At 60.3% G+C, this 19,879-nt stretch carries 20 protein-coding genes; 15 read left to right on the top strand and 5 right to left on the bottom strand.

All coding sequences use genetic code 11. The features are described 5' to 3' along the window. Positions 1–97 precede the first annotated feature (97 nt). The 5 genes from rpmH (at position 98) to mnmE (ending at position 3,905) form a co-directional block, all read left to right on the top strand. Complete coding sequence (gene rpmH, locus ACB037_RS18345) at positions 98–232, top strand: 50S ribosomal protein L34 (RefSeq protein WP_005307156.1); 135 nt, start codon at positions 98–100, stop codon at positions 230–232. Beyond that, a complete protein-coding gene (rnpA, locus tag ACB037_RS18340; protein ID WP_371175697.1) occupies positions 232–591 on the top strand; it encodes a ribonuclease P protein component in 360 nt (119 codons plus the stop codon). Before rpmH ends, rnpA begins: the two co-directional genes overlap by 1 nt. Continuing rightward, a complete protein-coding gene (yidD, locus tag ACB037_RS18335; RefSeq protein ID WP_084203073.1) occupies positions 558–806 on the top strand; it encodes a membrane protein insertion efficiency factor YidD in 249 nt (82 codons plus the stop codon). The genes rnpA and yidD overlap by 34 nt, the downstream gene beginning before the upstream one ends. 5 nt (positions 807–811) lie before the next feature. Next, positions 812–2,458, top strand: coding sequence for a membrane protein insertase YidC (yidC, locus tag ACB037_RS18330; RefSeq protein WP_042079069.1), 1,647 nt, complete (start codon positions 812–814; stop codon positions 2,456–2,458). 85 nt (positions 2,459–2,543) lie between these two features. Next, positions 2,544–3,905 carry a tRNA uridine-5-carboxymethylaminomethyl(34) synthesis GTPase MnmE gene (gene mnmE, locus ACB037_RS18325; RefSeq protein WP_371175696.1) on the top strand — a complete coding sequence of 454 codons (1,362 nt, stop codon included), beginning with the start codon at positions 2,544–2,546 and terminating at the stop codon, positions 3,903–3,905. Positions 3,906–3,975: 70 nt separating this feature from the next. Here the strand turns inward: mnmE and fhuB are convergent, their stop codons facing one another. The 5 genes from fhuB to ACB037_RS18300 are packed head-to-tail and all read right to left on the bottom strand — an operon-like array spanning position 3,976 to position 11,515. Beyond that, a complete protein-coding gene (fhuB, locus tag ACB037_RS18320; protein ID WP_371175695.1) occupies positions 3,976–5,958 on the bottom strand; it encodes a Fe(3+)-hydroxamate ABC transporter permease FhuB in 1,983 nt (660 codons plus the stop codon). Next, complete coding sequence (locus ACB037_RS18315; RefSeq protein ID WP_371175716.1) at positions 5,955–6,857, bottom strand: ABC transporter substrate-binding protein; 903 nt, start codon at positions 6,855–6,857, stop codon at positions 5,955–5,957. The genes fhuB and ACB037_RS18315 overlap by 4 nt, the downstream gene beginning before the upstream one ends. Positions 6,858–6,888: 31 nt before the next feature. Further along, a complete protein-coding gene (locus tag ACB037_RS18310; RefSeq protein ID WP_010672275.1) occupies positions 6,889–7,653 on the bottom strand; it encodes an ATP-binding cassette domain-containing protein in 765 nt (254 codons plus the stop codon). A gap of 46 nt (positions 7,654–7,699) precedes the next feature. Further along, a complete protein-coding gene (locus ACB037_RS18305) occupies positions 7,700–9,346 on the bottom strand; it encodes a multidrug ABC transporter permease/ATP-binding protein (RefSeq protein WP_371175694.1) in 1,647 nt (548 codons plus the stop codon). A 60-nt stretch (positions 9,347–9,406) separates the two neighbouring features. Next, positions 9,407–11,515, bottom strand: a complete 2,109-nt coding sequence (locus ACB037_RS18300) for a TonB-dependent siderophore receptor (RefSeq protein ID WP_041214177.1) — start codon at positions 11,513–11,515, stop codon at positions 9,407–9,409. A gap of 371 nt (positions 11,516–11,886) precedes the next feature. Here ACB037_RS18300 and mioC point away from each other — a divergent pair, with 371 nt between their 5' ends. The 10 genes from mioC (at position 11,887) to atpH (ending at position 19,876) form a co-directional block, all read left to right on the top strand. Beyond that, entirely contained in the window at positions 11,887–12,336 is a 450-nt protein-coding gene (mioC, locus tag ACB037_RS18295; RefSeq protein WP_039040628.1) for an FMN-binding protein MioC, read from the top strand. A 508-nt stretch (positions 12,337–12,844) separates the two neighbouring features. Next, entirely contained in the window at positions 12,845–14,734 is a 1,890-nt protein-coding gene (gene mnmG / locus ACB037_RS18290) for a tRNA uridine-5-carboxymethylaminomethyl(34) synthesis enzyme MnmG (protein WP_010672271.1), read from the top strand. Positions 14,735–14,754: 20 nt separating this feature from the next. Further along, entirely contained in the window at positions 14,755–15,381 is a 627-nt protein-coding gene (rsmG, locus tag ACB037_RS18285) for a 16S rRNA (guanine(527)-N(7))-methyltransferase RsmG (RefSeq protein WP_010672270.1), read from the top strand. Between the two features lie 27 nt (positions 15,382–15,408). Further along, positions 15,409–16,212 (top strand): ParA family protein, encoded by an 804-nt coding sequence (locus ACB037_RS18280; RefSeq protein ID WP_029313362.1) that lies wholly within the window; start codon positions 15,409–15,411, stop codon positions 16,210–16,212. Further along, positions 16,209–17,117 (top strand): ParB/RepB/Spo0J family partition protein, encoded by a 909-nt coding sequence (locus ACB037_RS18275; RefSeq protein ID WP_010672268.1) that lies wholly within the window; start codon positions 16,209–16,211, stop codon positions 17,115–17,117. The genes ACB037_RS18280 and ACB037_RS18275 overlap by 4 nt, the downstream gene beginning before the upstream one ends. A gap of 190 nt (positions 17,118–17,307) precedes the next feature. Continuing rightward, positions 17,308–17,718 (top strand): ATP synthase subunit I, encoded by a 411-nt coding sequence (locus tag ACB037_RS18270; protein ID WP_010672267.1) that lies wholly within the window; start codon positions 17,308–17,310, stop codon positions 17,716–17,718. 8 nt (positions 17,719–17,726) lie between these two features. Then, positions 17,727–18,509, top strand: coding sequence for a F0F1 ATP synthase subunit A (gene atpB / locus ACB037_RS18265; protein WP_010672266.1), 783 nt, complete (start codon positions 17,727–17,729; stop codon positions 18,507–18,509). A 58-nt stretch (positions 18,510–18,567) separates the two neighbouring features. Further along, positions 18,568–18,807 carry a F0F1 ATP synthase subunit C gene (atpE, locus tag ACB037_RS18260; RefSeq protein ID WP_010672265.1) on the top strand — a complete coding sequence of 80 codons (240 nt, stop codon included), beginning with the start codon at positions 18,568–18,570 and terminating at the stop codon, positions 18,805–18,807. 51 nt (positions 18,808–18,858) lie between these two features. Then, positions 18,859–19,329, top strand: a complete 471-nt coding sequence (atpF, locus tag ACB037_RS18255) for a F0F1 ATP synthase subunit B (protein WP_010672264.1) — start codon at positions 18,859–18,861, stop codon at positions 19,327–19,329. Positions 19,330–19,342: 13 nt separating this feature from the next. After that, entirely contained in the window at positions 19,343–19,876 is a 534-nt protein-coding gene (atpH, locus tag ACB037_RS18250; protein WP_010672263.1) for a F0F1 ATP synthase subunit delta, read from the top strand. Positions 19,877–19,879 lie beyond the last annotated feature (3 nt).

Raw genomic sequence — 19,879 nt, 5'->3', positions numbered from 1 at the left:
TTTAGAATTCGGCCTCTTTTGCTAGTCGTCACACGCTATAGCTGGCGCGTCGGCTAAGTGTGACAATCAAAACTGTACAGAAATACGGAATCGAATCATGAAACGTACTTTTCAACCGTCCAACCTGAAGCGCAAGCGCTCTCACGGTTTCCGCGCCCGCATGGCTACCGCCAACGGTCGCAAAGTTCTGGCCGCTCGTCGTGCCAAGGGTCGTGCCCGCCTGGTAGTCTAATGCCTACCCAGCACGCCTTCTCTCGGGAGTTACGTCTGTTAACTCCCGAACACTTCAAACGCGTTTTCGCCGAGCCTGTCCGGGCCGCTTCTCCGCAAATTACGCTTCTTGCTTGCCCCAATTCCCTCGAACACCCCCGTCTTGGTCTCGCCGTGCCCAAAAAGGCGCTCAAGCGTGCCGTCTGGCGCAACCGTGTAAAACGAGTGGTTCGGGAAAGTTTTCGCCTCAATCAAGCCAATCTGCCCGCTATCGACATCGTCGTGATCGCCAAGGGTGGCGTGAAGGAGATGGACAACGAAGCGCTGTTCAAGTTACTGGAAAAGCTATGGCGCACTCTGTCACGCCGTTGCAATGGGTAGCCATCAAACTGATACGCCTGTATCAGCTAATCCTTAGTCCCCTGCTCGGGCCGCGCTGCCGTTTCACCCCGACTTGTTCCCAATTTGCGATAGAAGCAATCCGACTTCACGGTTTCATAAAAGGCGTTTGGTTAGCCAGCAAACGTCTATTAAAATGCCATCCCTTATCCGAGGGTGGTTATGACCCGGTTCCGCAACCAAAGCGAAGAAACTGAAGACTATGGAATCACAACGCAATTTACTCCTGATCGGTTTGCTGTTCGTGAGCTTCTTGCTCTGGCAACAGTGGGAGTCCGACAAGGCTCCGAAGCCGGCCCCGACGACTGTGGCCCAAACCGAACATTTCGTACCTGAAGCCGGTCAGACCGGTGATATTCCCCAGGTTTCCGAGCAAGCAAATGGTAACGCCGCGCGCAAGCTGATCACCGTCTCCTCCGACGTGCTCAAGTTGACCCTGGATACCCAGGGCGGTGACATCGTCTCTGCCGAACTGCTGGCCCACAAGCTGGAAGAAGGCAAGGAACAGCCGTTTACCCTGCTGACCAGCCAGCCGGCGCACCTCTATGTCGCCCAGAGCGGCCTGGTCGGTCGCAATGGCCCGGACAGTCAGGCCGAGGGCCGTCCCACCTATGATGTGGCCCAGACCAGCTATCAGCTGGCCGACGGTCAGGATCAGGTCGTGGTCCCCATGACCTGGACCGACAGCAAGGGCGTGGTCTTCACCAAGGAGTTCGTCCTCAAGCGCGGCGATTACGCCGTGGGGGTCGACTACAAGATCGACAACAAGTCTGCCGAGCCGGTCCAGGTGCAGTTCTACGGTCAGCTGAAGCAGACCATGACCACGCCGAAGGATCAGGAAGGCCATGCCATGGTGGCCAGCGCCTACCGTGGTGGTGCCTTCTCCAGCGACGACAACCGCTACAAGAAGTACACCTTCGACGAGATGAAGGATGCCGACCTGAACAAGACCACCAAGGGTGGCTGGGTCGCCATGCTGCAACACTACTTCGTCTCCGCCTGGGCGCCGAATGCCGAGGACACCAACAGCTTCTACAGCCGCGTGATCCCGGGCAAGGACCAGGCCATCATCGGCTACAAGGCGCCCCTGGTTGACGTCGCCGCCGGCCAGCAGGCCGAGGTGAGCGGCAAGCTGTGGATCGGTCCCAAGCTGCAGGATCAGATGGCCAAGGTGGCCAACCACCTCGACCTAACCGTCGACTACGGCTGGCTCTGGTTCATCGCCCAGCCGCTGCACTGGCTGCTGACCGTGTTCCACGGCTTCGTCCAGAACTGGGGTCTGGCCATCATCATGCTGACCCTGCTGGTGCGCGGCATCATGTTCCCGCTGACCAAGGCCCAGTACACCTCCATGGCCAAGATGCGCATGCTCCAGCCCAAGCTGGCGGCGCTCAAGGAACGCTTCGGCGACGATCGCCAGAAGATGTCCCAGGGCATGATGGAGCTGTACAAGAAGGAGAAGGTCAACCCGCTGGGCGGCTGTCTGCCCATCCTGGTGCAGATGCCCATCTTCATCGCCCTCTACTGGGCATTGATGGAGTCTGTTGAGCTGCGTCACGCGCCGTTCGCCCTGTGGATCACCGACCTGTCGGTGAAGGACCCCTTCTTCGTGCTGCCGATCCTCATGGGTGCCTCCATGTGGTACCTGCAGAAGATGAGCCCGACCACCATCACGGACCCGATGCAGCAGAAGGTGATGCAGTTCATGCCTATCATCTTCACCTTCATGTTCCTCTGGTTCCCGGCAGGTCTGACCCTGTACTGGCTGGTGAGCAACGTCATCTCCATCATCCAGCAGACCATCATCTATCGTCAGCTGGAGAAGAAAGGCCTGCATTCCCGCAGCTAATCTTCCCTGATGACAAAAGAGGCGGCCTTCGGGCCGCCTTTTTTATTACAATGTCCGCAATCACCGAACAGACGAGTCAAGCAAGATGACAACAGACACCATAGTGGCACAGGCCACCGCCCCCGGCCGTGGCGGCGTCGGCATAGTCCGGGTCTCAGGCCCCGCCGCCGAGCGGGTCGCCGAAACCGTGCTCGGCAGGCTGCCCAGGGTGCGCTATGCCGAATACCTGCCATTCAGGGACGAGCAGGGCCAACCGCTGGATCAGGGCATAGCCCTGTTGTTCAAGGCCCCCAACAGCTTCACCGGTGAAGACGTACTGGAGCTGCAGGGCCATGGCGGCCCCGTCATCCTCGACATGCTGGTGCGCCGCATCCTGCAGATCGAGGGCATCCGCCCCGCCCGTCCCGGCGAGTTCAGCGAGCGCGCCTTCCTCAACGATAAGCTGGATCTGGCCCAGGCCGAGGCCATCGCCGATCTGATCGAGGCCTCCAGCGAGCAGGCCGCCCGCAGCGCCATGCACTCCCTGCAGGGCCAGTTTTCCGGCAAGGTGCAGCAGCTGGTGGAGAGCCTCACCCGGTTGCGCATCTACGTGGAGGCCGCCATCGACTTCCCGGACGAGGAGATCGATTTTCTCTCCGACGGCAAGGTGGCTGGCGATCTCTACGCCATCATGGACGAACTGGATGCCGTGCGCGGCGAGGCCAAGCAGGGCGCCCTGCTGCGGGAAGGGATGAAGGTGGTGATCGCCGGTCGCCCCAACGCCGGCAAATCGAGCCTGCTCAACGCCCTGGCCGGCCGCGAGTCCGCCATCGTCACCGAGATCGCCGGCACTACCCGCGACGTGCTGCGCGAGCACATCCATTTGGATGGCATGCCGCTGCACATCATCGACACCGCCGGCCTGCGCGATACCCAGGACAAGGTGGAGCAAATCGGCATCGAGCGTGCCTGGGCCGAAATAGAACAGGCCGATCGGGTGCTCTTCATGGTGGATGGCACCACCACGGATGCGGTCGACCCGCGGGAGATCTGGCCGGAATTTGTTGATCGGTTGCCAAAAAAGATCGGCCTCACCGTGGTGCGCAACAAAGCCGACCTGACCGGCGAGGATCTGGCTCCGAGTCAGGAGCAGGGCCACGCCGTCTACCGCATCTCCGCCAAGACCGAGCTGGGGCTGCCCGCCCTGCGCGAGCACCTGAAAGCCTGCATGGGCTTCCAGGGCAACACCGAGGGGGGCTTCATGGCCCGCCGCCGCCATCTGGATGCGCTGGAACGCGCCGCCGAGCGGCTGCTGGTGGCCAAGGAGCAGCTGGAAGTGTTCGTGGCCGGCGAGCTGGTGGCCGAAGAGCTGCGCCTGGCGCAGGAGTCCCTCTCCGAGATCACCGGCGAGTTCAGCTCCGACGATCTGCTGGGCCGCATCTTCTCCAGTTTCTGCATCGGCAAGTAAGTCCGCAGAGCAGGCAATGAAAAGCCCGGGTTCATCCCGGGCTTTTTTTGTGCGCTTTTCATCCACCGACCTAGAGGCGGCGCAGGCACCACATGAAGTAAGCACCCCCTAACAGGGTGGAGACCAGACCGACGGGCACCTCCTGGGGAAAGAGGATCTGCTGGCCGATCCAGTCCGCCGACACCATCAGCAAAGCGCCACAGCCTGCGGCGCCGAGCAGGTGCCAGCGCGCCCTCACCAGCCCCATCAATCTGGCCAGGTGCGGCGCCAGCAGACCGGCAAAGGAGAGCGGGCCTATCACCATGGTGGCACTGGCGGTGAGCACGGCCACCAGCAGCAGGATGGTGAGCTGGGCGCGGCCGAGGTGGATCCCCAGAGCCGTCGCTACCGCCGGCCCCATGGGCATGAGATCGAGCCAGCGGCTCACCAGCAGGCAGGCTGCCAGCATCAGCAGCGCCAACACCACCAGGGCAAGGGCCACCGGCTGGGTGACGTAATAGGTGGAGCCGGACATCCAGTAGAGCAGTTGCTGCACCCGCAGGTCACCGTTGGCCAGGGCGATGGCCTGCAACGGCTCGAACAGCGCCGTGATGGCGATGCCAGACAGCAGTATCCGCTCCGGCTGGAAGCCGTTGCGCCGGTTGATAAGCACCAGCAGCAGCAGGCAGGCGAAGGCGCCCACCAGCCCCCCTAGCAGCAGCATGGGCAGCGGCAAGGCGGGCAGCAACAGGGCCGCCGCAATCACCCCCATGAAGGTGCCACCGCTCACCCCCAGCAGTTCGGGGCTCGCCATGGGGTTGTTGCTGACTCGCTGCAACAGGGTGCCTGCCAGCGCCAGCAACACGCCTGCGGCACCCGCTGCCAGCGTGCGCGGCAAGCGCCACTCCAGCTGGGCCTGCCACCGCAGCCAGCTCGGCCAGCCCCAGCCGCCCATCCCCTGCCCAAACAACAGGGAGGCGATCACCGCCACAGCCAGCCCCAACACCATCAGGCCGACAAGGCGAGTCGGCGCCGGATGGCGGGCCAACAACAGAGAGGAGTTCGCCTTAGGCGCACTCTGCTTGATACCAAGACGCGGGATCAGCCAGAGCAGCAGCGGCGCCCCCAACAGGGCCGTCATGGCGCCGGTCGGGATCAGCACAGGCCAGAACCGGCTCAGGGTCTGCAGCAGCAGATCGGTGGCCGCCAGCAACAGGGCGCCGAGGATGGGTGCCCACAGCAGCCGCTGGGCCAGTTTTCTGACCCCCAGCAGCCGCACCATGGCGGGCGCCGCCAGCCCGATAAAACCGATCAGCCCCACCACGCTCACCACGCAGGCGGTGACAAACACCGCGAGGCCGAGGCCGGCGAATCTCAGGTGCTTGAGAGAGACCCCCAGGCTGCGAGCGCTGGCATCGTCCAGCTCCAGCACTGCCAGCGGGCGCACCAGCACCACCGCCAGCATCGCGGCCAGCAGCAACCGTGGCAGCAGATAGCCGACGCCGCTCCAGCTGTTCTGGGCCAGAGATCCGCTCCCCCACACCAGCAACCCTTTGAGCTCTTCCTGGAAGAACAGCAGCAATCCCATGCTGATGGCGGCCAGATAGAGGTTAATCACCAGCCCTGCAAAGACGATGACCACGGGATTGAGCTGACGGCGCCAAGCCAGGGCGAAGACCAGCCCCATGGCCAGGCTTCCCCCGGCCATGGCGATCCACTCCCGCCCGATCAGCAGCCAGGAGGGGGCGAGCAGGGTCACCATCATCAGCGCCAGCTGGGCGCCGGAGGCCACCCCCAGGGTGGTGGGCGAGGCCAGGGGATTGCGCAGCACCTGCTGCATCAGGGTACCGGCGAGCCCGAGGGCGGCACCGGCCAGCAGGCAGATGGCAAGGCGCGGCAGCCAGCTGAAATGAACCACCGCCTGGCGGGCATCGTCCAGCTCGGGGGAGAACAGGGCCTGCCACCAGAGCGCCCCCGGCAGTTGACGCGCCAGCTCGGTGCAAGCCAGCCCCAGTGTCAGCACCAACAGGCAGAGACCCGGGCGCAGCAGGGGCGAAGAAAGAGAAGAGCTCATTGATTTGATCCCCCGATTGCTCTGTGGACAGCCTGCTCCCGCAAGGCACCGTCCAGCAGGGTGGCGAAGCGGCGGGCCGCCAATATGCCACCAAAACTCCATGTCGCAGGCAGATGGATCACCGGATTGTTCTGTACCAGCGGGAGATGCTGCCACAATCCAGGCTCCTGAAGTTTTTCACCAACTCCTACGGGCACGGGGTCCACCACCACCAGCCTGGCCTCCGACATCCCGAGAAACTGCTCCAGGCTCGCGACCGAGAATCCCCAGGCATTGGTCTCTCCCTGCCAGGCGTTGCGAAGGCCGAGGCGCTGCATCACTGCCTCGAACAGGCTGCCATGGCCAAACACCCGCACATGGCGCTCATCAATGAATTGCACCACCAGCAAGGGGGGCAGATCGGCGGGCTGCGCCGCCTGCATCTGTTCCAGATCCAGCTCCAGCGCGGCGAGCTGGCGTTCGGCCTCGGTCTCTTTGTTGACCAGGGCGGCTATGGTCAGGGTCGCTTCCCGCAGTCGCAGCCACAGATCGGTGCCCGGTTCATACAGGGCGATGGAGTGCACCGGCGCGATGCGGGAGAGAGTCGGCGCCAGGGGGGCCGCCAGCGGCGAGATGAGAATAAGATCCGGTTTGAGCTCCGCCAACAGTTCCCGGTTGGGCTGGGCACGCAGCCCGATATCGATCACCCCGGCAGGAAGCTGGGGTTCACCGACCCAGGCGCGATAGGGGGCCACATCCCCCACCGCCATCGGGGTGACCCCCAGAGCCAGCAGGGTCTCGGCTATGGTCCAGTCCACTGTGGCGATGCGAGGCGTAGCGCTGGTGGCGTCGGTGGCGGTGACAAGCTGCCCGGCCTCCCCTGCCAGGGGCAGCAGCAGACTGAGCAGACAGGGCGCCATCTTCAATAAACGGTTCAAGAGCGGCCCCCGGTCAGACGATGGCGATGGCGTGGTCATGGGCCGGATGGCGAATGACCTCCATGGGGATGCCATAGATGGCGTTCAGGGTCTCCCCTGTCATAATCTGTTCGGGCTCGCCGTGGGTCAGCAGACGGCCGGAGTGCAGCGCCACCAGCCGATCGCAGAAGCGGGAGGCCATGTTGATGTCGTGAATGACGATGATGACCCCGAGGTTGAGCTGGCGGCTGAGCTGCTTGACGAGCGTGAGCACCTCCACCTGATGGGCCACGTCCAGGGCGGCCAGCGGCTCGTCCAGCAGGATGAAACGGCTCTCCTGAGCCAGCAGCATGGCGAGCCAGACTCGCCCCCGCTCACCGCCGGAGAGGGTATCCACCAGCCGATCGGCAAAGCGTTCGGTGTGGGTCAGGGCGATGGCACGCTCCACCTGACGGTGATCTTCCGCTCCCATCCGGCCCAGCAGTCCGCGCCAGGGGTAGCGCCCCATCTCCACCAGTTCGCGGCCGAGCAGGTTTTCGGCACTCGGCAGGTGCTGGGGCAGATAGGCCACCTGACGGGCAAACTCCCGGTTGCCCCAGGCAGACAACGGCTGGTCATCGAACAGGATCTCCCCGCCGCTGTGGGGTTGCTGGCGCGCCAGCAGCTTGATCAGGGTCGATTTGCCCGACCCGTTGTGGCCGATGAGGCCATAGACCCGACCTTGCTCGAAGCGAAGGCTGGTGGGGTGCAGCAGCGTGCGGTCATTGACCGCGAAGCTGGCGGATTTCATCTCGAACATAAGCAATTCCTGTGCTGGCTTGCTGCCAGTCTCATCGGTGCCAGCATCAGGCCGGCACCTTGCCATCCAGATGGGCGACCGCATCCCGGCTCACCTGCTCGCGCTGCTCGCCGGTAAGTTCGGTGAGGCGGCCCTGGCGCATCTCCAGCAGGCGATCGGCCAGAGAGAAGTAGTGATCGTCGTGGCTGATGGCGATCACCGTCTTGCCCATCTCTTTCAGGCGCGGCAACAGCACCTGATAGAAGATGCGGCGGAACTGGGGATCCTGATCCGCAGCCCACTCGTCGAACAGCATCACCTCCCGCTGCTCTGCCAGGGCCAGCAGCAGGGCGACCCGCTTGCGCTGGCCCTGGGAGAGGTCGATATCGGCGATGAAGCCATCCTTGATGGCAAGCTTGCTGCCCATCTGCAACCGCTCAAGCCACTCGGCGACCAGCGCCTCTTTCGGCTCGGGCCCCAGCAAATGCTGGAACAGGTGGTAGTCGGTGAAGATGGCGGAGAAGAGCCCCAGATAGCCGTTGCGATCGGTGACCGGCTCCCCATCCAGCAGGATCCGGCCAGAGACCGGTTGACAGAGCCCGGTCAGCAGCATGGCCAGGGTCGACTTGCCGGAGCCGTTGCCACCAATGAGGAATATCTGCTCCCCCCGCTCGATCACCAGATTGATGGGGCCCACGGAGAAACCGCCCTCCCCCTGGTAGTGAAAGCTCACCTGATCCAGCTCGATGCGCTGCCAGGGGCGAGGCGCAGGCGGCAACGGGAACGCTTCGTCCGGCTCTGCCAGATTGAGGGCAGCTATCTTGTCGAACGCCACCTGGGCGGCGATCAGGGTCGGCAGGGCTCCGATACCTTGCAGCAAGGGAGTGCGCAGGAACAACAGGGTCAGGGCGAAGGTGGCGGCCACATTGGTGTTGGCCCAGCCCAGCCCGTTGGCCAGGAAGAAGACCAGGCCGATGGCACCCAGCATCATGATGTTCGACCAGTTCACCGCGCTCAGGTGGTAGGTATCGGCGCGGATGATCTGCTCCCGGTAGTCCCGGGCATTCTGCTCATAGAGCTGGTGGTAGACGAAGTGGGCACGCTCGCGGTTGAGCGCCAGCTCCTTGCTCCCGGCGATGATGGACTGGTAGTTCTGGTAGAGCCTGTCTTCGGCCTGGCGCATGTGCGCCAGGTGGCGATAGACCCGGTTCACCAGCAGCCAGCCCACCACCATGGTCACGGTGACCCAGAGGGCGGTAACACCGAGCAAGGCGGGAGAGAGCAGGCCAAGGTAGATGATGGAGCCCAGAGTGAGCACCAGACCCTGTACCAGCTCCGGCAGGCGCACGAAGGCGATGGTGATCTGACCGATGTCGCTGGAAAGGGAGGCCAGGAGCGGCCCCTGCCCTATTTGACGCAGACGGGCGACGTCGGTATCCAGCAGTTGCTTGAGCAGGCGGCCACGCAACCGGTAGACGAAATGGTGACCCAGGGTGGTCAGGGCCAGCTGGGATCCGAGCGTGACCACCAGCAGCAGCAAGACAAGGCCGACAAGCTGACCCAGGATCGGCAGCGGATCCCCGACTGATTCGATAAGTGATTGATTGATGAAGGCAATGACGCCTATCCCGCTGACAGCACTCAGCAGGCTGAGCAGGGTAATGGCGATGAAGGGCCAACGGTATTGGCGATAAACCAGTGACAAGAGTTCCATGACAGGCCTGTAGATGAATGGAAGGAGGGCGGGAGCCTTCGCCCCCGCCCGGCCTGTCGCTTACCAGCGGTAGTTGACGGTGCCGACTATGCTGCGCGGCTCGCCGTAGTAGCAGTAGTAGTCGCAGCTCGCCACATAGGTGTCGTTCAGCAGGTTGTTGACGTTGATCTGGGCACGCCAGTTCTTGGCAAAGTCATACCCGATCATCGCATCCCATACAGTGTGTGCCGGTACCTGGGCGGAACCATAGATGGGAGTGTAGTCCGCATTCACCGCGCCGATGCCGACGCTGGAACCCACATAGCGCACGCCGGAACCCAGCTCAAGACCGGATACCGGGCCCTGCTGCACCTTGTAGTTGCCCCAGAAGGAGGCCTGGTGGCGCGGGATCAGGCTCGCACGACGATCGCCGTTGCCGGTGTCGTTGGTCTTGGCATCGGTATAGGTATAGGCAGCGGTCAGGCGCAACGCCTCGGTGGCCTGCACGCTCCCCTCCAGTTCGACCCCCTGGGAGGTCACTTCACCGGCCTGGGTCTGCTGGCCGGAGCCGGTAGAGACCAGGGAGTTGGTCTGCTCCAGATCGAACAGCGCCAGGTTGATGTAGCCATCGAGGAAGCTGGGTGCGTACTTGACCCCGGTCTCGTAGAGCTTGCCTTCCAGCGGCTTGTAGGAGTTGCCGGTGTTGGGGTCTATCCCCGGCAGCACTTCGAAGGATTCCGCATAGGCGAAGTAAGGGGAGAGACCGTTGTCGGCCAGGTACATCAGGCTGCCGGAGAGAGAGAGGTTGTCGTCGTACTGTTTCTCGTTCTTGCTCTTGGCTTCGCTGATGTTGTGGGTTTCCACGTAATCGAAACGACCGCCCGCGGTCAGCAGCCAGCGATCATCCCAGCGGATCTGGTGCTGGGCATAGAGGCCGCTCTGACCCTTGGTGCTCTTCTGGTGGGTCGCGGTGGATTCATCAAAACCGGGGAAACCGCTGTAATCCGGGTTCATGGTGTTGATAGCGCCCATGCCATAGTTGTCGGCTTCCTGACCTTCATTCACATGGCGCTGCAGATCCACCCCCAGCAGCAGGGTCTGCTCCGTGCTGTCGGTGTTCCAGTAGCCCACCATCTGGTTGTCCATGGTGGCGCTCTTGGTATCCCCATCCCGGTAGACCAGGCCGCGGTAGGCGGTGGTGCCTTCATAGGTCGGGAAGATATAGGTCTGGCGCAGCAGCAGATCGTTGTAGTTGAAGCGAACGTTCTGCTTGAACTCCCAGGTCTGGTTGAGCTGGTGGGCCAGCTCGTACCCGGCGGAGATCTGGGTATTGCGATTGCGATCGTAATCCGGCTGGCTCAGGTTGGTGGAGGGATCGATCTGGCCGCCGGAGGTATTCAGGGTGCCATAGACCGGGAAGAAGCCGTTGGTCGGCACCCCTTCATCGTGCTTGAAGCTGGAGAGCAGCGTCAGCGTGGTGCGATCCGAAATATCCAGGGTCACGCTCGGCGCCAGATAGGCGCGCTCGTTGTAGGTGCCATCCAGCACGCCGTCCCGCTCGTTGTAGAGGGCCACCAGACGATAACGGCTGTTGTCGGTAAGAGAGTCAGAGACATCCACCCCGACCTGGCGCAGATCCCGGTTGCCCAGTTGAAGGTTCACCAGTCCCTGCGGGGTCGCGGTCGGACGCTTGCTGATGGCGTTGATGACGCCTCCGGGAGGGGCTTCGCCATACAGAATGGAGGCCGGGCCTTTGAGCACTTCCACGCTCTCAAGGCCGAAGGGCTCCGGGGTCCAGACATAGTAACCGGTGCTGAACAGGCGGTTGCCATCCAGGTAAGAAGCCGCATCGAAGCCGCGAACCTTGAACCAGTCAGCATCCGTGTCCGAACCATAGGACTGGGACAGGACGCCGGAGCGATAGCGCAGGGACTCGTCTAGCTTGAGTACGGCGTGCTGGTCCAGCTCTTCGCGATTGACCACGGAAACGGCACGGGGGGTCTCTGCCATGGGGACCTCGACCTTCATGGCGGTCCCGGTCACGACCATGGTTTCGCCCGCCTTGGGCAACTCTTTATCCGCCTGTTCCGCCGCCAACACGGGCAGGGACGCCAGCAGACAGGAGAGCGGCAGCAGCTGTGCGCCTCTCTTTCGCATCACGGCATTCGGGGTATTTTTTTGCGCAATCATATAAGTGTCTCAAATATCAATAAGTTATGTTTGATTTCTTATTATGGGTGCCCAATTGGGCCGGTCAGCCCGGCGCCTCAGGCGAATAAAGCAGCGCCATGCTACTACAGGTGCCGTGATCGAATCGATTCAATAATTGCTAATCATTTGCATCTGCATTGTTAATTGATGTTTTGAAGTGTCGTTTGACAACGAAATGTGCGATGAGGTCGCAACAGGCGGAAAGAAGGCGCCACAGTGGCCACGAGGCCGGTTTTGGCTGCAAAAAAGTGGACAGGATCCTTATCCCCAAGCTTTATCCATATTTATCCACATGCTTTGGCGGTAAGATCCCCCCTCTTCACTTTTTCGATGACATCAGGATCCATTCCATGGCCAAACTCAACCTCGTCGTCGGCTCCATGCTGGGGGCCTCCGAATATGTCGCAGATCATGTGGTCGGCCTGCTTGAACAGGCGGGCCACCAGGCGGAGATCCACAACCCCGCCAGCCTGGCCAGGATCCTGACCGAGCCAGAAGCCATCGTGCTGGTGGTCACTTCCACCCATGGTGCGGGGGATGTACCCGACAATCTGCAGCCCTTTGCCCGGGATCTTGCCGAACAGCAGCCGGATCTCGCCGCCTTCAAGTACGGAGTGATCGCCCTGGGGGATCGCAGTTATGACACCTTCTGCCAGGGCGGCAAGACGCTGGATCGGCTGCTGGCCGGGTGCGGTGCCAGCCGACTGGGGGATCTCCTGGAAATAGACGTGACCCAGCACGAGATCCCCGAAGATGCCGCAGAAACCTGGATCCACGACTGGATGACCTTGATCGGCTGATCAGGGCCAGGGAGATCCGGTCACGACCTCCGATCTCCCTGGTTATCCCCAGATCCCTATCCACCAGGTTATTAACAGGTGGATCCGGATAAGTTTTTCCCGAGAGCTCCCCACATGAGCTCGGATAATTGTGCATAACTTAGGTGCTAAGCTCTGCAAAACCTATAGTTATTCATGTATTAGATCTTGCCGACCATGTATCTGTGTATAAAAACCCATGTTATCCCCCCGTTCGCCCCCTCTGGATCCAAGCTTTTCCACAAGCAGCGATCGACCTTAACCGAATGATCTTTATGATCAAAAATGCCTTATCAACAGAAGTCGCGGATCCTAATAAAATATCCAATAAAAGATCGATCTAAAGATCCTTAAGATCTATTTAACCTCTCCCTGATCCATACTGATCCTGAAGTAGACGTTCCCCTCCGGATGCTAAACAGATAGAATGATCCGCCCTTCAGACCAGGCAAACAAAGATCTTCAGGCGTGCAGATCAAGGTGATCCCCAATGCAATACCATGAACAATTTGATGTGATCGTCGTCGGTGGCGGTCATGCAGGAACCGAAGCAGCAACAGCGGCAGCCCGTATGGGTCTCAATACCCTGTTGCTCACCCACAACATAGATACGCTGGGGCATATGTCCTGCAATCCGGCGATCGGCGGGATCGGCAAGGGACACCTGGTCAAGGAAGTCGACGCCCTTGGCGGGATCATGGCGCAGGCCATCGATCTCGGCGGGATCCAGTTCCGCACGCTCAACTCTTCCAAGGGCCCTGCGGTGCGGGCTACTCGTGCCCAGGCTGATCGCCTGCTGTACAAGGCTGTGGTGCGTCAGACCCTGGAGAACTACCCGAACCTGAAGATCTTCCAGCAGGCCTGTGACGATCTGGTCATGGACGGGGATCGCGTCGCCGGGGTCGTTACCCAGAGCGGGATCCGCATCAGCGGCAAGACGGTCGTACTGACCGTTGGCACTTTCCTCAATGGTCTGATCCACATCGGCATGGAGAACTACAAAGGGGGCCGCGCCGGGGATCCTCCCTCAATTGCCCTCGCCCAGCGCCTGCGTGAAATGCCGCTGCGCATCGATCGCCTCAAAACGGGCACGCCACCACGCATCGATGCACGCACCGTCGATTTTTCCGTGATGCAGCAGCAACATGGTGACGATCCTCGCCCGGTCTTCTCCTTCATTGGCAACGCCAGCCAGCATCCGCGCCAGATGCCTTGCTACGTGACCCATACCAATGAGCAGACCCACGAGGTGATCCGCAACAACCTGGATCGCAGCCCCATGTACGCCGGGGTGATCGAGGGGATAGGCCCGCGCTACTGTCCGTCGATCGAGGACAAGATCACCCGCTTTGCCGACAAGACGGCGCACCAGATCTTTGTGGAACCGGAAGGCCTGACCACCCACGAGCTCTACCCGAACGGGATCTCCACCAGCCTGCCGTTCGACGTGCAGGTGCAGATCGTCCGCTCGATCCGTGGCTTCGAGAATGCCCATATCACTCGCCCTGGCTACGCCATCGAGTACGATTTCTTCGATCCGCGGGATCTCAAGGCCAACATGGAGAGCAAGTGCATCGAGAACCTCTTCTTCGCCGGCCAGATCAACGGCACCACCGGCTATGAAGAGGCCGCTGCCCAGGGCCTGATGGCCGGTCTGAACGCGGGCTTGCGCGCCCAGGGCAAGGAAGCCTGGCACCCACGCCGGGATCAGGCCTACATGGGCGTGATGATGGACGATCTCTCCACACTGGGGACCCGCGAACCCTATCGCATGTTCACCAGCCGTGCCGAATATCGCCTGCTGCTGCGGGAAGACAATGCGGATCTGCGCCTGACCGCCATCGGCCGCGAGCTGGGTCTGGTGGATGATCATCGCTGGAGCCTGTTCAATGCCAAGGTGGAACAGGTGGAGCAGGAACGTCAGCGCATGCGCTCGACCTGGATCCACCCGCAGCATCCGTCTCTGGAGGCCGTCAACGCCCTGGTCAACACTCCCCTGACCCGGGAGCAGAGCCTGGAAGAGCTGCTGCGTCGCCCCGAGGTGACCTACGATGCCCTGATGGCCATCGAGGGTGTGGGGCCTGCATTGACCGATGCGGCTGCCGCGGATCAGGTGGAGATCCAGATCAAGTACGCCGGTTACATCGAGCGTCAGCACGACGAGGTGGAGAAACAGCTGCGCAACGAAAACACCCTGCTGCCGCTGGACATGAACTACCGCGACGTGAACGGTCTCTCCAACGAGGTGATCGCCAAGCTCAACGATGCCAAGCCAGAGACCATTGGTCAGGCGTCCCGCATCTCCGGCATCACCCCTGCCGCCATCTCCATCTTGCTGGTGCACCTGAAGAAACACGGCCTGCTGCGTAAAACCGCCTGAGGAATTCCCCGTTGGACAACATGCTGCAAAGATTGAACGGCCTGCTCATGCAGGCCGGAATTGTTATCACCGAAACCCAGAAGACCCAGTTGGTGCAGTTGGTCGAGTTGCTGCACAAGTGGAACAAGGCTTACAATCTCACCTCGGTGCGAGATCCTGACGCCATGCTGGTCAAGCATATCCTCGACAGCCTGGTGGTGAGTCCTCACCTGCACGGTGAACGCTTCATCGATGTGGGAACGGGTCCGGGTCTGCCCGGACTGCCGCTGGCCATCATCAATCCGGACAAACAGTTCGTGCTGCTCGACAGCCTGGGCAAGCGAATCAACTTCATCCGCCAGGTGATCCTGGAGCTGGGGTTGACCAATGTGACCCCCGTCAAATCCCGGGTGGAGGAGTATCAACCCGAGACAGGATTTGATGGTGTACTGAGCCGGGCTTTCGCCTCCCTGGAGGACATGCTGAGCTGGTGTCATCATCTGCCGTCACCCGAGGGCAGCTTCCTGGCGCTCAAGGGACAATACCCCGAGCAGGAACTGGCACAGTTGCCTGACAGCATTCGTCTGGTTGCCACCCACAAGCTGGTGGTGCCGGAACTGGAAGGCGAACGCCATCTGCTGGAGTTTAAAGCCATCCAGCCCGAATAGGGCCGCCGCATTCATTTAGGGGACAGTGTGGGAAAAGTCATTGCCATAGCCAACCAGAAGGGTGGAGTGGGTAAAACCACCACCTGTGTGAATCTGGCCGCCTCCATGGCCGCTACCCGGCGCAAGGTGCTGGTGATCGATCTGGATCCGCAGGGCAATGCCACCATGGGCAGTGGCGTCGACAAGTACGATGTCGAGCGCACCGCCTATGAACTGCTGATCGAAGATGCCCCCATCGGCGAGGTGATCATCCCCGAAACCTCGGGAGGCTATCACCTGATTGCCGCCAATGCCGACGTGACCGCGGCAGAAATCCGCCTGATGGAGTTTTTTGCCCGCGAGATCCGCCTGCGCAACGCCCTGGCCTCGGTCAGGGACAAGTACGACTACGTCTTCATCGACTGCCCGCCTTCTCTCAACATGCTGACGGTGAACGCCATGGCCGCCGCCGACTCCGTGCTGGTGCCCATGCAGTGCGAATACTATGCGCTGGAAGGGCTGACCGCCCTGGTGGACACCATCAGCAAGCTGGCAGCCGTGGTCAATCCGGAGCTGAAGATCGAAGGGGTGCTGCGCACCATGTTCGATCATCGCAACCGGCTGGCCAATGATGTGTCCGATCAGCTGAAACAGCATTTCGGGGACAAGGTCTATCGCACCATCATTCCCCGCAACGTAAGACTGGCGGAGGCGCCGAGTTTTGGCGCGCCAGCCATGCACTATGACAAATCATCGGTGGGGGCCAAGGCCTATCTGGCCCTGGCTGGCGAGATCCTGCGCCGCCAGGAGCAGGAGTCCCAGCCGCTCACCGCAGATCGAGAGAGCATATGACGCCGAAGAAACGTGGGCTGGGCAAGGGGCTGGACGCCCTGCTCAGCACCAGCACGGCCGCCCGCCAGAAACAGGTGATGAGCGACCAGCGCACCGAACAGGCCATGGCCCCGACCAATCAGGGGGAATTGCGCAAGCTGCCGGTGGAGTGGTTGCAGTCCGGCAAATACCAACCGCGCAAGGATATGTCCCAGGATGCGCTGGAGGAGCTGGCCAACTCCATCCGTGCACAAGGGGTGATCCAGCCCATCGTGGTTCGCTCCATCGGTGAAAACCGTTTCGAAATCATTGCTGGTGAACGCCGCTGGCGCGCCTCCCAGCTGGCCCGTCTCGAAGTGGTGCCCTGCCTGGTCAAGGATGTCGCCGACGAGGCGGCCGTCGCCATCGCACTCATCGAGAACATCCAGCGTGAAGATCTCAACGCCATCGAGGAGGCCGTCGCCCTCCAGCGCCTGCTGACGGAGTTCGAACTGACTCACCAGCAGGTTGCCGAGGCGGTAGGCAAGTCCCGCACCACGGTCACGAACCTGCTGCGTCTCAACCAGCTCAACGAGGACGTGAAGCGCTTCGTGGAACACGGCGACCTCGACATGGGGCATGCCCGTGCCCTGCTGGCCCTGAGCGGTCAGGCCCAGTCAGAGCTGGCCAAACTGGTGGCCCAGAAGGGGCTGACAGTGCGAGATACCGAGAAGCTGGTGCAAAAAGCACTGGAACCGGCAAAAACCAGGGTTGAACCCGTCCGCGATCCGCAGTTTGGTTATCTCGAGCGCCAGATTTCTGAAAAAATTGGCAATCAGGTGCAACTTCAGCCGGGCAAGAAAGATAGCGGCAAGTTAGTAATAAGTTACGATAACTTGGCAGATTTGGACCGGGTATTGGGCTATTTTGGCCTGTCAGAATCGTGATTTTTACGCTTTTTGTAGTAATAAAACATCCATTACTTTCGATATGAACATAACCTTAATTTCGCGCGGAAAGCCGCAAAAATTAAGGATTTTTGCCATGTTGCAATAGCCGTCTTCACGGGTATAATTTGACCGGCTTTTCGAGCTGTGAACCTGGGGTCTTCGGATCCCGATTTTTTACAGTTCTGTAATGTTCAGGGGTAGGTTGGTGAAGCAGAAAATAGCCTTGGAAGGTTTGACGCTGGCCTTGGCTATGCTCGTTTGTCAGCTGGTCCTGATCCTGGCGATCGCCACCGTCTGGTTTTATCAGGCGGGAGAGTTCGCCGGACAATCCTCTCTCTACGGAGGGGGGATGTACTGGGTTCCTCAAGCCCTGTTCACGCTCTGGGTTCTGCGCCGCAAGGTGACGAAAGAGAGCGTAGGCCTGGTTTTGCGGGACTTTTATGGTGGGGCAGGGATTAAGCTCATTACTACAACAGGACTTTTCGCCCTGCTGTTTGGCGCCGGGATTGAGGTCGACACCGCCTCGTTCTTCGCCACTTATATCCTCGCCCTCGTTGTACAGTGGATAGTTTCATTCACGCTTAACAACCACTATTAGGAAAACTCATGTCTGCAACCGGAGAAGTCCTGACTCCTCAGGGATATATCTCCCACCACCTGACCCACCTGCAGGTAGGGTCCGGGTTCTGGACGGTGAATATCGATTCCATGATATTTTCCGTCGTGCTAGGCGCCCTGTTTATCTGGTTGTTCCGCAAGGTTGCCGTCAAGGCCACCAGCGGTGTGCCCGGTAAGCTGCAGTGCTTTGTGGAGATGCTGGTCGAGTTTGTGAATGGTAACGTCAAGGACATCTTTCATGGTCGCAACAAGGTCATCGCACCTTTGGCCCTGACGGTGTTCGTGTGGATCTTCCTGATGAACTTCATGGACCTGATCCCCGTTGACTTTATCCCTCACGCTGCACAGTTGATGGGTGTTCCCTATCTGCGTGTGGTTCCCTCTGCTGACGTTAACATCACCATGTCCATGGCTTTGGGCGTGTTCTTCTTGATCCTGTACTACAGCATCAAGGTCAAGGGTATCAGCGGGTTCGTGAAGGAGCTGACGCTTCAGCCTTTCAATCACCCTGCTGCCATCCCGGTTAACTTCATCCTTGAAACCGTCACGTTGATTTCCAAGCCTGTTTCATTGGGTCTGCGACTGTTCGGCAACATGTATGCTGGCGAACTGATCTTCATCCTGATTGCGGGTTTGTTACCCTGGTGGTCACAGTGGATCCTGTCCGTGCCTTGGGCAATCTTCCACATCCTGATCATCACTTTGCAGGCGTTTATCTTCATGGTTCTGACCATCGTCTATCTGTCGATGGCGCAGGAAGACCATGGTTGATGCAACTCAAATAATCCTTTTTATACAATCAATTACATCTAAATAAATGGAGATCCTCATGGAAAACTTGAACATGGACCTGCTGTACATCGCTGCTGCAATGATGATGGGTCTGGCGGCTATCGGCGCCTCCATCGGTATCGGTATCCTGGGTGGCAAGTTCCTGGAAGGTGCAGCTCGTCAACCTGACCTGATCCCTGTTCTGCGTACCCAGTTCTTCATCGTGATGGGTCTGGTGGATGCGATCCCGATGATCGCCGTTGGTCTGGGTCTGTATGTGATGTTTGCGGTTGCCTAAGTCATTACGACTCACGCAGAACCCATTAACTAACTAAAGAGGACATCGGCTGTGAATATCAACGCCACCCTCCTCGGCCAAGCAGTTGCTTTTTTCATCTTCGTAGTGTTTTGCATGAAGTACGTATGGCCGCCGCTGATGGCTGCCATCGAAGCCCGTCAGAAAGAAATCGCTGACGGCCTCTCTTCTGCAGAGCGTGCCAAGAAAGATCTGGAGCTGGCCAAGGCCAACGCCACCGATCAGCTGAAAGAAGCCAAGCTTCAGGCTGCTGAAATCATCGATCAGGCCAACAAACGCAAGGCCCAGATCATTGATGAGGCCGCTGTCGGAGCCCAAGCTGAGCGGGAGAAAATCCTGGCTCAGGGCCGTGCAGAGATCGAAGCTGAACGTCATCGTGCCAAAGAAGAACTGCGCAAGCAGGTTGCTGCTCTTGCCATCGCGGGTGCAGAGAAGATCCTGGCACGCCAAATCGACCAGGCTGCCAACAGCGACATCGTCGACAAACTGGTAGCAGAACTGTAACGGGAACGGGGCTATGTCTGAACTGACTACAATCGCTCGCCCCTACGCCAAGGCTGCTTTCGAGTTTGCCGTTGAGCACAAGGCGGTTGACCAATGGCTGGAGATGCTCGATTTCGCCGCTCAGGTGGCAGAAAACGAGACCATGCACAGCCTGGTAAACGGCTCCGTTGCTGCCGAAGAACTGGCAAAGCTGTTTGTCGGTGTCTGCGGTGAGCAGCTCAACGAGCACGGTCAGAACCTGATCCGGGTGATGGCCGAGAATGGTCGCTTGGGTGTGCTGCCGGCGGTCGTTGCCGAATTCGTCGCGCTCAAGGCTGAACTGGACAAAGAAGTTCAGGCTGACGTGATTTCGGCGATCGAACTGACCGACCAGCAGAAAGCCAATATTCAGGCTTCTCTGGAACAACGTCTCGCGCGCAAAGTGAAGCTGAATTGCAGCACAGATGCGTCCTTGATGGCCGGGGTGCTCATCAAGGCCGGTGATCTCGTTATCGACGGCACGGTCCGCGGTAAGCTGGATCGCATGGCCGATGCGCTGCAATCTTGATTG

This window comes from Aeromonas sp. S19(2024), assembly GCF_041402625.1.
In the GTDB taxonomy this organism is placed as follows: domain Bacteria; phylum Pseudomonadota; class Gammaproteobacteria; order Enterobacterales; family Aeromonadaceae; genus Aeromonas; species Aeromonas caviae.
Note: the sequence above shows the minus strand (reverse complement) of the source record. Positions and strands in the feature narration are given on the sequence as shown.